11 protein-coding genes are annotated in these 12,246 nt (G+C 60.8%); 2 read left to right on the top strand and 9 right to left on the bottom strand.

The features are described 5' to 3' along the window. Positions 1-5: 5 nt before the first annotated feature. The 6 genes from B5F73_RS09030 to rfbF form a co-directional block, all read right to left on the bottom strand. Positions 6-506 (bottom strand): HAD hydrolase family protein, encoded by a 501-nt coding sequence (locus B5F73_RS09030; RefSeq protein WP_204206310.1) that lies wholly within the window; start codon positions 504-506, stop codon positions 6-8. A gap of 29 nt (positions 507-535) precedes the next feature. Continuing rightward, entirely contained in the window at positions 536-1,405 is an 870-nt protein-coding gene (locus tag B5F73_RS09025) for an N-acetylneuraminate synthase family protein (protein WP_087227911.1), read from the bottom strand. A 63-nt stretch (positions 1,406-1,468) separates the two neighbouring features. After that, positions 1,469-3,211, bottom strand: coding sequence for a thiamine pyrophosphate-binding protein (locus B5F73_RS09020; RefSeq protein ID WP_087227910.1), 1,743 nt, complete (start codon positions 3,209-3,211; stop codon positions 1,469-1,471). A gap of 79 nt (positions 3,212-3,290) precedes the next feature. Beyond that, on the bottom strand, positions 3,291-4,625 hold the full coding sequence (gene rfbH / locus B5F73_RS09015) for a lipopolysaccharide biosynthesis protein RfbH (RefSeq protein WP_087227909.1): 1,335 nt from the start codon (positions 4,623-4,625) through the stop codon (positions 3,291-3,293). After that, positions 4,626-5,726, bottom strand: a complete 1,101-nt coding sequence (gene rfbG, locus B5F73_RS09010; RefSeq protein WP_087227908.1) for a CDP-glucose 4,6-dehydratase — start codon at positions 5,724-5,726, stop codon at positions 4,626-4,628. 4 nt (positions 5,727-5,730) lie between these two features. After that, the gene (rfbF, locus tag B5F73_RS09005) at positions 5,731-6,522 is read right to left on the bottom strand and encodes a glucose-1-phosphate cytidylyltransferase (RefSeq protein WP_087227907.1); all 792 of its coding nucleotides are present in this window, start codon (positions 6,520-6,522) and stop codon (positions 5,731-5,733) included. Between the two features lie 331 nt (positions 6,523-6,853). Here rfbF and B5F73_RS09330 point away from each other — a divergent pair, with 331 nt between their 5' ends. Together B5F73_RS09330 and B5F73_RS09000 are read left to right on the top strand one after the other, a co-directional pair. Further along, positions 6,854-7,267 (top strand): hypothetical protein, encoded by a 414-nt coding sequence (locus tag B5F73_RS09330; RefSeq protein ID WP_143803178.1) that lies wholly within the window; start codon positions 6,854-6,856, stop codon positions 7,265-7,267. Between the two features lie 359 nt (positions 7,268-7,626). Next, positions 7,627-8,943: an endonuclease/exonuclease/phosphatase family protein gene (locus B5F73_RS09000; RefSeq protein WP_087227906.1), complete on the top strand. Its 1,317-nt coding sequence runs from the start codon at positions 7,627-7,629 to the stop codon at positions 8,941-8,943. A gap of 34 nt (positions 8,944-8,977) precedes the next feature. Here B5F73_RS09000 and B5F73_RS08995 read toward each other — a convergent pair whose 3' ends face one another. From B5F73_RS08995 to B5F73_RS08985, 3 genes are all read right to left on the bottom strand, one after another. Continuing rightward, positions 8,978-10,408: an ATP-binding protein gene (locus tag B5F73_RS08995; RefSeq protein ID WP_087227905.1), complete on the bottom strand. Its 1,431-nt coding sequence runs from the start codon at positions 10,406-10,408 to the stop codon at positions 8,978-8,980. 265 nt (positions 10,409-10,673) lie between these two features. Next, positions 10,674-11,687, bottom strand: a complete 1,014-nt coding sequence (locus tag B5F73_RS08990) for a hypothetical protein (protein WP_087227904.1) — start codon at positions 11,685-11,687, stop codon at positions 10,674-10,676. A gap of 3 nt (positions 11,688-11,690) precedes the next feature. Beyond that, on the bottom strand, positions 11,691-12,137 hold the full coding sequence (locus tag B5F73_RS08985; protein ID WP_087227903.1) for a YtxH domain-containing protein: 447 nt from the start codon (positions 12,135-12,137) through the stop codon (positions 11,691-11,693). Positions 12,138-12,246 lie beyond the last annotated feature (109 nt).

Below are 12,246 nucleotides of genomic sequence, written 5' to 3'. Positions count from 1 at the left end.
AGTCCTTACTCGTCCGCGCCTTCCAAGCTGCTAAGTATGAGGTCCGCAACCTCCCTGAACACACCATGGCCCCCACATGCGTTTGTCACATAGCGCGCTGCCGCACGCACCGATGGTATACCGTCGGCCGGGCTACATCCAAGCCCCACCGCCCTGATGACTTCAAGGTCATTTATGTCATCCCCGATATAGGCGACTGCGTCTAGAGGAATTCCTCGTTCCTGAGACAGACGTTGGACAACGGGCAGCTTGTCCCTCACACCACTCTCAAGAATATCGACCCCCATCTTCTGCGCCCGTCGCTCGTTGAGCTTGACGCCTTCACTCGTGACTATTCCAGTAACGATTCCCTTCGAACGAAGCAGCGAAAAGCCCATGCCATCGCGCGTGTTGAACTTCTTCATCTCGTCACCGAATTCGGTGTAATACATTCCGCCGTCAGTGAGGCAACCGTCGCAATCGGTCAGCACCATGCGGATGCGGGGGAGCGTCAGGAGGGCATCCATGTGGCATCCTTCCATAACGTTTGAACTCTCTAGTGCTTGCGATACTTGAGCTTATCCCGCTGGACAAGCTCAATGGGCAGCATCTCTTCGGACTTCCTCCTCATGGCTAGAGACACGTTCCTAAGATCGTCGATAAGGCCCTTAAGCTCATCCGGCTCCAAAGAGGCAGCATGGTCCGTACCCTTCCAGGTCTTGTCGAGAGTGTAATGCCTCTCGATATAGCGGGCACCCAACGCATACGCAGCAACATCGACCGCCGTGCCGAGATGATGGCCGGAGAAGCCGATAGCCTTCACCTCACTGCCATAGGACTCCTGCAGCCTCTTGAGTTCGAGTAGACAGACGTCCTCATAAGGAACCGGATAGCCCGAGGTGCATGCAAATACGACAAGATCTTTGTTGCGACCATTCTTCTCAAACAGCTGAACGACCTGTTCCTCCTCAGCATGGGTTGTCATCCCAAAGGAAATCTGAACTTCGCCGCCATAGTTGTCGCACAGCCATTGAAGCATCTCGAAGTTGTTGTTACACGCCGAGGGAATCTTGATATAGACAGGGCTAATCGAGGCAATCTCCTTCGCGGAGGTCATGTCCCACACCGATGTCGCGTAGACGATACCAGCGTCATCGCACCATTCCTTGAGCTGCTTGTGCTGCTCCACATCAAACTCAAGGTACTCCCGATGCTCCCCATATGTCTTTCCGTAGGAATTGGCCGGATTGGGGTGGGGGGCGTTGTACTGCTCCGGTGACAGTAGTTCGCGGTTGTTGCGCTTCTGGAACTTGATTGAATCAGCGTGGCAGTAATAGGCCGCTACATAGATGAGCTGCTTTGCAATCTCCATGTCCCCCTTGTGGTTGCAACCGGCCTCTGCGATCACAAACGGCTTCTCAAACATTGTGTCCCTCTCAATCACAGTACAAAGTCATGTACGGGCAAGTACCGATCTCGGACAAGGCGGTTAAAGGTACGGCCACATCTTGTCGAGCGGCATCGACCGCATGGATCCGTCTGGAAGGCGCTTCGCCATGCACTTCGGGCTAACCGTCTCGTTCTGGTCAACATGCACGACGCAAAGCGTCGGCCCCTGCTTCACCAAAATGCTTTCAAGCATCGCATCAACATCTTCATTTGAAGACATTTGGAACGTTAGGAGCCCATAGGAGGCAGCAACGGCCGCGATGTCCGGCATCACGAGACCGCTCGTAGACCCACTAGCAACGTAGAACCCCCCAAAGTTGTTTCGCTGCATGTTCCTGATGGACGCATAACCATCGTTCTCCCACACGAAAATCTTAATTGGGAGATTGAGTCGAGCAACCGTCTGGAGCTCCTGAATATTCATCTGGAATGCGCCGTCACCATTAATCAGCACCGTACGCCGCTTCCCCAGGGACAGGCACGAGCCAATGGCATAGGGCAGGCCGAAGCCCATGGAGCCCAGTCCGGCAGCGTGCTTCATGCTCTGACCGAACTTGGGGCGAAACGCCTGGCAGGTAATCTCTGCAGCACCCCCGGAGCTTTCGGGAACGATAACGTCGTCCTCCGTAAGGAGGTCGCTCAGCTTATCGACAAAGTAATAGCAGCTGACCGCGCCCCGCTTCCTCTTATGCTCATCCGTCACGACAGGGTGGGTAGCACGCACTTCCTTGCAGTGATTGAGCCACTGAGACCAATCAGGCAAATCGACTGACGAAATAGCCTCGGAGAGGGCTCGGATAAACCCAGCAGCATCGGCACAGGCCTTGTGACTCCTCGGTATCTCCATTCTATCGAGCTCGTGCTGATCAATGTCGACGATAATCTTCTCGGCATTACGGGCAAAGTCAATCTCGTTGAACGCAGTCAAACTCGTATCTATACGGCTGCCAATTGATAGCAGAAGATCCGCCTCCTGGAGCACAAGGTTTGCACCTCGATCTCCCATAGTCCCAGGATGACCAAGATAGAGCGGGTCATCTTCGCCAAACATGTCAATGGTCTTCCAGGTCGTCTGAACGGGAGCCCCAAGCAACCGCGCGAGCTTACGAAACGCCAAGGTCGAACCCGCCAGCTTAATGCCATTGCCCGCAAGAACCAGGGGGCGCTTTGCCTGGCAGATGAGCTCGACCGCTCCTTCAATAAAGTCGTCACTCGCCACCGGAACGTTATAAACCGCTGAATCAAAGTGCTCCAGCACACTCTCGTCAATCTCGGCAGCCTGAACGTCAAGCGGAATGTCCAGCCAAACAGGGCCCGGACGTCCATGAGTTGCCTCAAATACGGCACGCTCCAGATGATAGGCAATAGTATTGGGGTCCAGAATCTGGACCGCATACTTTGTTATAGGGGCAACTACCTCGACAATCTGCACCTCTTGAGAGCCGATTTGCCGGACACCAGTATCCCCCACCAAATCGGACCGCTTGGCCTGACCGGAGATAATCAGCATTGGCGTCGAGTCAATCCATCCAGCAGCAACCGCAGTTAGCGTGTTCGTGCCCCCTGGGCCCGAGGTAACCAGCGTGACCGAGAGCTTGTTCGAATTCTGGGCATATGCCTCCGAGGCGATTGCCGCTGCCTGCTCATGGAGAAAACACGTATACCTGATGTCAGAGCGACCAAGAGAGTCCACCAGGTGCATTGCCCCCCCACCAGGAAGCATGAAGGCATCCTCGGTTCCTATACTGCTCAGGTAGCTGAACACGTAATCAGAAAGCTTCATCGACGTCTGTCCTTGTCTCTCATGCCAGCGCCTCGACCAAGGCGCCTGATCGCACTGCCCCGCTCAAAGCTGAATAGTCTCAGCTGATTGCCCGTCTGACGGAGTTGGCCATGTACTCAAGCTTCTCGTCCGTCATGCCTGGGTAGACGCCGATCCAGAAGGTATCGTGCATGATTCGGTCGGTCTGGTCGAGGGAGCCCACCACGCGATAGCGGTCAGTGTTGCGGATGGGATCGAAGCACGGGTGACGCAAGAGGTTGCCCGCAAAGAGGCGCCTCGTCTGAACGCCTTCCGCCTCCACGTGCCGCGCGACCTCGCCGCCGTCCACACCTTCCATGGAGGTGATGACAAAGCCGAACCAGCTGGGATCGGAGTCGGCCAGCGGCTCCGGAAGAATGAGCTTGTCCTCCGTACCGGCAAGCGCGTCGCGCAGATACGCCCAGTTCTTCTTGCGGGCCTCAACGAAGTCAGCGATCTTTTCAAGCTGCGCACAGCCGATAGCGGCCTGCATGTCCGTAACCTTGAGGTTGTAGCCAAAGTGCGAGTAGACGTACTTGTGATCATAGCCGCGTGGGAGCTCGCCATACTGTCCGTCAAAGCGGTGGCCGCAACGGTTGTCCTCGCCACCACGGCACACGCAGTCGCGGCCCCAGTCGCGGAACGAGCGAACCAGGCGCGAGAGCAGCGGGTTGTTGGTGAAGACGGCACCGCCCTCGCCCATCGTCATGTGGTGAGCGGGATAGAAGCTCGCCGTTCCGATGTCGCCGACGGTACCGCACATGCGCAGCTCGCCGTCGACGAGGGCCCTGGAGCCCAGGGCGTCGCAGGAGTCCTCTACAAGCCAGAGATTGTGCTTGTCGCAGAAGCTCTTTACCGCAGCGAGGTCAAACGGGTTGCCAAGCGTGTGCGCGATGATGACCGCCTTTGTCTTGGGCGAGACGGCCTCCTCAAGCTTAGTGACGTCAATGTTGTACTGGGGGATGGTCACGTCCACAAAGACGGGAACCGCGCCGAACTGGATGATGGGCGATACCGTAGTGGGGAAGCCAGCGGCCACGGTGATAACCTCGTCGCCCGGGCGGATGGCGCGGTCGCCGAGCTCCTGAGCCGTCAGAGCCGAGAAGGCCAGCAGGTTGGCTGAGGACCCGGAATTAGTAACGGCAGCATACTTGACGCCGACGTACTTGGCGAACTCGCTCTCGAACTTCTCGGTATAGCGACCAGCGGTGAGCCAGAAATCCAGCGAGGAGTCCACTAGGTCAACGATCTCGCGCTCGTCAAACACGCGACCGGCATAGCTGATGCGCTCCCCCGGCTGCCAGGGTTTGGGCATCTTGTAGGCCTTCGTGTACTCGGCCACGAGCGCCAAGATCTCCTCGCGCGCCTCCTGCTCGGTCTTGCCCTCAAAAGCCATCTAAATCAGAGCTCCAAGATAGTCGTTGATCTGCTCGTTCATGCAGGCTGTCGCCGCAGCGTCGCCGCCGGTGAGCCACGCCCGTGTCCAGTCCGCCGTGCGGGAGACGGCCTCCGCCACGCCCCACGCGGGCTGCCAGCCAAGCGCCTGCTTGGCCTTTGTGTTGTCCAGCTTGAGGAAGTTGGCCTCGTGCGGACCGTCCACGTGACCCTCCTCGAAGGAGAAGCCGTCGCCCCAGCTCTTGGCAAACAGGCGCACGATCTCACCGGTGGTCACGCAGTCCTTGTCGTCCGGGCCGATGTTGTACCAGCCGGCAAGCGAGCGGTCTGCCTCCTGACCCGCCGCGATACGCAGGTAGGCCACGAGCGGCTCCATCACGTGCTGGTAGGGGCGCACCGAGCTGGGGTTGCGGATGACGATGGGCTCACCGGCCTGCACGGCGCGCACGCAGTCGGGAACGATGCGGTTGGCGGAGAAGTCGCCGCCGCCGATGACGTTGCCGGCGCGAGCCGTGGAAATGGCGCAGCGGCCGGCCGCGTCTCCGGTTGACCCCTCGGCGAAGAAGCTCTTCTGGTAGCAGTGCGTCACGATCTCCGAGCAGCTCTTTGAGTTGGAGTAGGGGTCAAAGCCGTCGAGCTTGTCATCCTCCCGGTAGCCGTAGCCGGGACGCTCGAGGTTCTCGTAGACCTTGTCCGTGGTGACGTTGAGGAAGGACGTCACGCTGTCACACGTGCGAACGCACTCGAGCACGTTGACGGTGCCCATGACGTTGGTCTCGTAGGTATAGCGGGGACGTTCATAGCCATCGATTACGAGCGGCTGCGCAGCGAGGTGGAAAACCGCTTGGGGGCGGAACGACATGAAGGCATCAGAAAGCGTCTCAAGGTCGCGAACGTCGGCCGTCGAGTGAGCAACCTTCTCGCCCAAGCCGACGATGTCCCAGAGGCTCGGGTTGGTGGAAGGCTCGAGCGCGTAACCGTAGACCTCGGCACCGAGGCTCTGCAGCAGCCCGCAGAGCCAGCTGCCCTTGAATCCGGTCGATCCCGTGACCAGGACGCGCCTTCCCTCGTAGAAGGATCGCAGGGTGTCCACGGTTGCCATGGCGCTACCACACCTTCCAAGGCGCGTTGCCGGACTCCCAGAGCTCCTCGAGCTGTTGCTTGTCGCGCTGGGTGTCCATGCAGCGCCAGAAGCCCGTGTAGGGGTAGACGGTGAGCTGGCCCTCACGTGCGAGACGCTCCATCGTCACGCCGGAGAAGTCCTCCCGCTCCGCCGGCACGCCGCTTGCGCCGATGACGTCGAAGACCTCGGGCTCCACGACCATGTAGCCGCCATTGATGAAGGCGTCGTCCGCCTCGCGCTTCTCGCGGAACGAGAAGACGTGGTCGCTTTCATCAATATCCAGAACGCCGAAGCGCTGGTTGAGAATGACGCCGGTCAGGGTGACGAGCCCGCCAACCTTCTTATGGTGGGCAATGATGTCGTTAGGATCGACGTCGGAGACGCCGTCGCCGTAGGTGAGCAGGAAGGGCTCGTCTCCCACGTACTTCTGGATGCGCTTGATGCGGCCAGCGGTGAAGGTGTCGTAACCGGTGTCCGCAACGGTCACGCGCCAAGGCTCTGCAACGGTGCTGTGAACTTCCACGTCCTTGCTGCCGTCGCGGAAGTCGAACGTAACGTCGGACATCTCGAGGAAGTAATCGTTGAAGTACGTCTTGATGACCTGCTGACGGTACCCCGCGCAGATCACGAAGTCATTGAAGCCGTAGTGGGAGAACCCCTTCATGATGTGCCAGAGAATCGGCCGGCCGCCGATCTCGATCATGGGCTTGGGCCGCAGGTGGCTCTCCTCGGAGATGCGGGAGCCAAATCCGCCTGCAAGTATGACGACCTTCACCACTCGCCTCCCGTGCCGCCACGGAGGCGAGGTGAGAACCCCCCTCCGTTCGATTACGAACATCCATATGATAGCGCGACCACGGCGAATGACCAGCAGCTGAAGACCGCCTGTCGTATGTTCACACAACTTTTTTGCTTTAAGTAACATGTTTCTCACAGGCAAGCCTCGAACCCACAAATCAGATTTGGATACTCGTTCTAATTAGTACAGTAAACTGTTGTAACTATATAATTTGTATTATACTTTATCTCTTTGAAACACATGCGTGTCATACGTGCCGAGCGGGCGCGGCCCGTCCGTCTATTGACCCAGCAGGAAAGGAATCACAATGAACGACAAGACGCTCTCCTATATCGGCATCGCCCTCACAATACTGTTCGGGGTACCCACTTGGTGGGCTTTTGTTATGGATTACCCGGAGACGACGGCACCGCTGCTCTCAGCATTGCACGTGCTTGGATTTCTTGCGACAACGCTACTCGCAGGTTTTGCCGGCTGGCATCTATGCAAATGGAGACGGGTTGCACCCCTGGAGAGGCGGCTCAGCGATCAATCGTCTGATCCAGGCGATGGCCTCGCACACGAGCAAATCAGGACAGCCAACGGTAAGGTCTGTCGCAATTCAGCAGCCGTCAGGAGCCTGCGCCATGATGTAATAGCCGCCGTAGTTGCTGACTTTGACAGCAGCAGTTTCGAAACAGAGCTGGGGGGATTCATGAAAAGGCCGTCCGAGAATCCGTGAGTAATAATGACGGTCTCTTTGTGTTGGGACGAATGATGTTCAACGGCAGCCCCGGGAAGGAAAACGGTCGCTACCGCCTGACCGAAGACTGGTCAGCCTACCTCGATGAAAACCCCAACGTGCTTGCATATATGCGAACGGTTGCGGACGGGTGGAACGCGGCGCAGTCGCACCCGCTCACTTGGACTGAGCTTTGATGGGACCCTCGCAATCAGACGCGAAGCATATCCAAATTGAGTGGAGAGAGGGTCGCTAGTTCACTGGCTAGCGGCCCTTCTCGTTTGCCAGATGTCTTGTGAGGTTTGTCGCCCACCGCGCTCAGGCGGGTACGATTGACTCGTAGCTAACGAGAGGAACGCATGGCCAACCACTTCCTTGACAACGCCGAGGACACAGACGCCCGCTGGGAACCCCTGTCGGACGAGGAGTGGGACGCGCTGACCGCCAACCTTGAGCCGGGCTCGGACACCGAGGCCGGGCGCGAGGTCGACGAATGGCTGGAGCCCGCCGCGACCGTGGTGCGCCGCACGCCTGTGGAGGCCGCGCGCCCCGCCCGCGCGACGGGCGACACCGCGCCGGGTCCGCGCGTGGCGGCGCCGACGCCGCGCGGGGCCGACGCGCCCGCCGCACCCGACGGTCCTTCTCGCCCGCCGCGTGCGCCGCGAGTCCGGAAGGGCCCGCGACACGGCTGCCTCTCCGCGTTGCTCTGGCTGGTCATGCTGGGGGTACTGGCCCAGATGGCGCTACGCTGCCTGCCGGCCGAGCTGGCGAGCGGCCGCGCCTTGCCCGAGCTAATCTCGTTTGTGCCGTGGCTCTTTGCGCCGATCATCCTGTGCCTGGTGCTGGCGCTGCTGTGGCGACGCCTGGGGCTCTTTGTGGTGAGCGTCCTCGCGCTGGCGACGATGCTCTGGTGGCACGCCGGGTTCCTGCTGCCGCGGGCGGGCGTCTCTGACGCAGCCGTGACCGCGGCGCAGACCGTCTCCGACCCCTCCGACAACGTGGCTCGCGTCATGACGCTCAACACCGCCAACGGCGGCGCCTCCGCCGAGGAGGTGGTTGCGCTGGTGCGCGACAAGCACGTCGAGGTGCTCTGCATGCAGGAGCTGACCGACAGCTTCCTGAACGAGCTTGCCGCCGCCGGCCTCTACGACCTGCTCCCCTACTACGTGATCTCCGACGAGGCATCCGCAATCAGCAACGGCGGGCGCAACGGCATCTGGACCCTGGCGCCGATGAGCGACGTCTCGGGCAACCTGCTGCCCATCGAGACGAGCTCGATGCCCGCAGGCACCGTCCAGATTGGCGGGCTGGCCGTGCGCGTGGTGAGCGTGCACCCCAATTCGCCGGTGCGCGGGGCGCAGGACCTGTGGGACGAGGGGCTGGACGTGATCGGGCAGCTCTCCGGCTACAACCACAGCTACCTCATCATGGGCGACTTCAACTCCACGTGGGACCACGCGCAGTTCCGCGACCTGCTGGGCGTCGACTTTGTGGACGCGGGCGCGGAGGCCGGCGAGGGGTTCCACATGACGTACCCCTCCGGGAAGCTGCCGTCGCTGGTAGAGATCGACCACATCGTCTACTGGCGCGGCTCCGGGGTCCAGGTGAGCAACCTCGAGACGGCGGTGGTGAGCGGAACGGACCACCGCGCGCTGCTGGGCGTGCTGGAGGTCTAGGGCGCGAGGTCTAGGCGGCGTCGCGGGGACCCGCCTAGCGTGCAGTCACAAAGCGCTGGTCTTTGCTCTGTGGCTTCTCGGGCATCGTCATGAGCAGAAGCTCGCGCCCAACCAACGGGTTGATGTAGTGTCTCGAGGCGTAGGCGGTGTTTATCCCAAAGTGCGAGGCAATCTCGCCCCTGCTTCTTGGAACGGAGCAGAATTCCAGAAGCTCCTCCTCGGAAACTTTGCGCCTACCGCCCCTGTTCCTCGCGCTCTTGACCTCGGGCTCGTTGTAAAGGGTGACAGAGAACGACCCTCTCCTGTCGACGAACACAGGGGGGCGCAGGCCTGCCCTTCTCATCTCCTCCCTGATGAGCGGAATCCCTGAGTGGCGATTCTCGGCAACTCCCTGGATCTCCAGAATTGAGACAAGGGTCGGGTTCCTCGTCTGTATGTTCACGTATCCGAGGTTGTCGATGCTCTGCCCGCCGTAGATTCCCCCTGGGTTCCAGCACTCCAGGCGGTTGGAGAAGATGACCAGCCTGGTGGGCGTGCCGTTGCTATATGGGCCATAGTCTCGGTGCATCAGCGAATTGACCACAATCTCACGCACGGCCTTCTCTGGATACTCTGGGATATCCTCTCGACGCATGCCCCGGATGACCGACCTTGTCCGCGTGTTCCTTTTTATGAACGCGATCGCCGCCTCGACCATCTCCTCTATGGTTCCCTCGAAGCGCTTGTTATCGATGAACCTCTCCCCCGAGTCGTCTTGACCGATTCTTGTTCCCGAAACAGCAATGGCGGTTACGCAGAGATTTGGAAGCGCCTGCTGCGGGTAGTCGGCCAGCGTCATGAGGCCCGCCAACGTAGGTTTCCCGTCCCTCTGGACCCCCAGCAGGTCCAGGACCTTCTCGGCATCTCGCCGCGCGAGGTTTGGTCGATCATCTTTCGCTCTAATTACAAAGTCGGCAACCTTGTCCGGGTCGAGCATATCCCTCTCTGAAATAGACGGGACGCTCACGTCGTCTCTCAGGCCATCCTTGAAAGCCTCGATCTCGTAGAGCTCGGCCGGTCCCATGTGCAAGTCTTGGTCGCCGCTGCGCACGTAGGCACCTTTTGTTATGCCCGACGTGGTGCGATAAACAGGACGGCGTCCCATCGGCATCCCCGAGACGTGGGCAACCACAACAGTACCTGCCGGAGCTTCATACGTTTCGAAAGTGGGATGAACTTCAGGCGTCATCTCTTTGCCTTGGTCTACGATTTCGCGTTGTAGCGCCTGGACATCGTAGACACCAACCACCTTGAAGTTGTCGCGCTCGTCCATGCCAAAGACGATATCGCCGCCATCCTGTTGGTTGGAAAAACTCGAAAGGGTGTCGTAGACCTTCGGAGCGCCGCTCTTAGCAGCCTTCACCTCGACGGTCTGACCCTCCGCCTTTTGGTGAACGACTCTTTCCACAAGCTCTTTTGCATCCATACGGCCTCCGTTCTTTGCATGTTTGTATTCTACAAAGTTTGCTCTTTATATACAAAGTTTTCCACTTTGTATGCAAAATTTTGAGGAATATCGGCGAATTGTTTTGGGCGTGCCAAGAACGTGCCGTCACCAGCGGTCACGCAGCAGATTTGAACAGGTCATTTCCGAATGCATTCCGAATGTATCGGAATACATTCCAAGTATTCGGAATACATTCGGAATGTGTGCGGAATGCTTTGGAATGCGGGCTGGCACCGCGTTGGCCCTACTTGCCCTTGCTGGCCTTGTCGAACTCGTCCTTGAAGGAGCCGAACATCTTGCCAAAGCCGCTGAGCTGTCTGCCGGCGGCGCGGGCGACCTTGTCGCCCGTCGAGGGGGCCGGCTTCTTCTTGGGCGCCGGCTTCTTGGCGCCGGCGGCGGGCTTTGCCGCGGGCGCGTAGGTCTTGGGCTGCGGTTTCTTGGCGGAAGCGGGGGCGACGCTCTTCTCGGCGATGCGCTGCGCGGGCTTCTCCACGCGGACGTCGGCGGCGGGCACCTCCGGGACGGCGGGTGGCTCGTCCTCGGGCGCGGCGGCGTCGGCGATGGCGCGCTTGGCTTTGCCGAGGGCGCGGCCCAGCGCGAACGAGCCCTTGTCCACGGCCTCTCCGGCCGCGGCGCCGACCTTCTTGCCCACCTCGGACGCACCGGCCTTGGCGCGCGCGTAGCCCTCGCCGGCCGCGCCGGCCAGGCCGCCGTCGAGCGAGACGTTCTTGTCGCGCGCGTCCACGATCATGAAGCCGTCGCGATAGCCGCGCACCATGTCGGGCGTGATCACGAAGGAGCCGATAAGGGCGCGCGCCATCCCGCCGTCGGCGGTGAAGAAGCGCGTGACCTCGCCGGTCCTCTCGTCGTACTCCGCGTCGGACACGTAGCCGAGCGACTTGCCCTCCGTGGTCTTGGCGTCCATGCCCGACCACATGATGCAGCGATCCCAGTCCAGCTCCAGGCGACGCAGCGCGGCGTCGTCCAGGCCGTCCTCGGGACGGGACACGAGGAGGTTCTTCTCGTCCATGCGCTTGAGGGCGTCCCACGCCACGAAGGCGTCGGCGCGCTTGACCATGCCCGCGACGTCAGGGCGCTTGATCACAAAGCCAGCGACGTGCTTCCCGTCAGGCGAGAAGACCGCGGCGCGCACGCGACCGAACTTCTGGTACTTGTCCGTGACGGTGCCGTCCTTGGCCTTGGTCGTCTTCTTGAAGAGAAGGACGCGCTGGCCCGTGAGAGAACTGATTCTGAGCACGCGCTAGGCCTCGGGGGTCTCTTCGTCGGCCTCGACGACCTCGACGTGGACGGCCTCGGCGGGGGCCTCGGCCGGGGCGGCGTCGGTCATCGCGGAGACGCGGTCGGCGACGGCGGAGGCGGCGTCCTTGACCTGGTCGGACGCGGTGGCGACGGCCTCGGAGAGGGAGTCGCGGAGCTGGTCCATGCGCTCGCGGGCGAGGTCGACCTTGGCGCGGAGCTCGTCGGTCTTGGCGTCGACGGTGGGACGCACGGCGTTGAGCTTGTCGTTCACGACGCTGGCGCCGCGCTCGTAGGTGTCGACGGCGGAATCCCACGCGTCGTTCATGGCGTCGGCGGCCATGGCACGGCTCTCGGCGCCGGAGCGCGGGGCGAGCATGACACCGGCAACGACGCCAGCGGCCGCGCCGACGATGCTTCCGAGGATGAAGCCGACGGTCTTCTTGCTCATTGGAACCTCCTGTCGATGAGGGCTTGTCTGCGCGGGAGGCGCGCTTTAACGAACGAGGTGCGGGCGCGGGACGTCGTCCATGTCCCAGGCGCTGGGGGCGGGGGTGGCG

Source organism: Olsenella sp. An270 (genome assembly GCF_002159735.1).
Classification (GTDB): Bacteria; Actinomycetota; Coriobacteriia; order Coriobacteriales; family Atopobiaceae; genus Thermophilibacter.
Note: the sequence above shows the minus strand (reverse complement) of the source record. Positions and strands in the feature narration are given on the sequence as shown.

Excerpts from the sequence above, each read along its gene's own strand:
- B5F73_RS09030 (WP_204206310.1), bottom strand. The coding sequence starts at position 506 with ATGGATGCCCTCCTGACGCTCCCCCGCATCCGCATGGTGCTGACCGAT.
- B5F73_RS09025 (WP_087227911.1), bottom strand. The coding sequence starts at position 1,405 with ATGTTTGAGAAGCCGTTTGTGATCGCAGAGGCCGGTTGCAACCACAAG.
- B5F73_RS09020 (WP_087227910.1), bottom strand. The coding sequence starts at position 3,211 with ATGAAGCTTTCTGATTACGTGTTCAGCTACCTGAGCAGTATAGGAACC.
- rfbH (WP_087227909.1), bottom strand. The coding sequence starts at position 4,625 with ATGGCTTTTGAGGGCAAGACCGAGCAGGAGGCGCGCGAGGAGATCTTG.
- rfbG (WP_087227908.1), bottom strand. The coding sequence starts at position 5,726 with ATGGCAACCGTGGACACCCTGCGATCCTTCTACGAGGGAAGGCGCGTC.
- B5F73_RS09330 (WP_143803178.1), top strand. The coding sequence starts at position 6,854 with ATGAACGACAAGACGCTCTCCTATATCGGCATCGCCCTCACAATACTG.
- B5F73_RS09000 (WP_087227906.1), top strand. The coding sequence starts at position 7,627 with ATGGCCAACCACTTCCTTGACAACGCCGAGGACACAGACGCCCGCTGG.
- B5F73_RS08995 (WP_087227905.1), bottom strand. The coding sequence starts at position 10,408 with ATGGATGCAAAAGAGCTTGTGGAAAGAGTCGTTCACCAAAAGGCGGAG.
- B5F73_RS08985 (WP_087227903.1), bottom strand. The coding sequence starts at position 12,137 with ATGAGCAAGAAGACCGTCGGCTTCATCCTCGGAAGCATCGTCGGCGCG.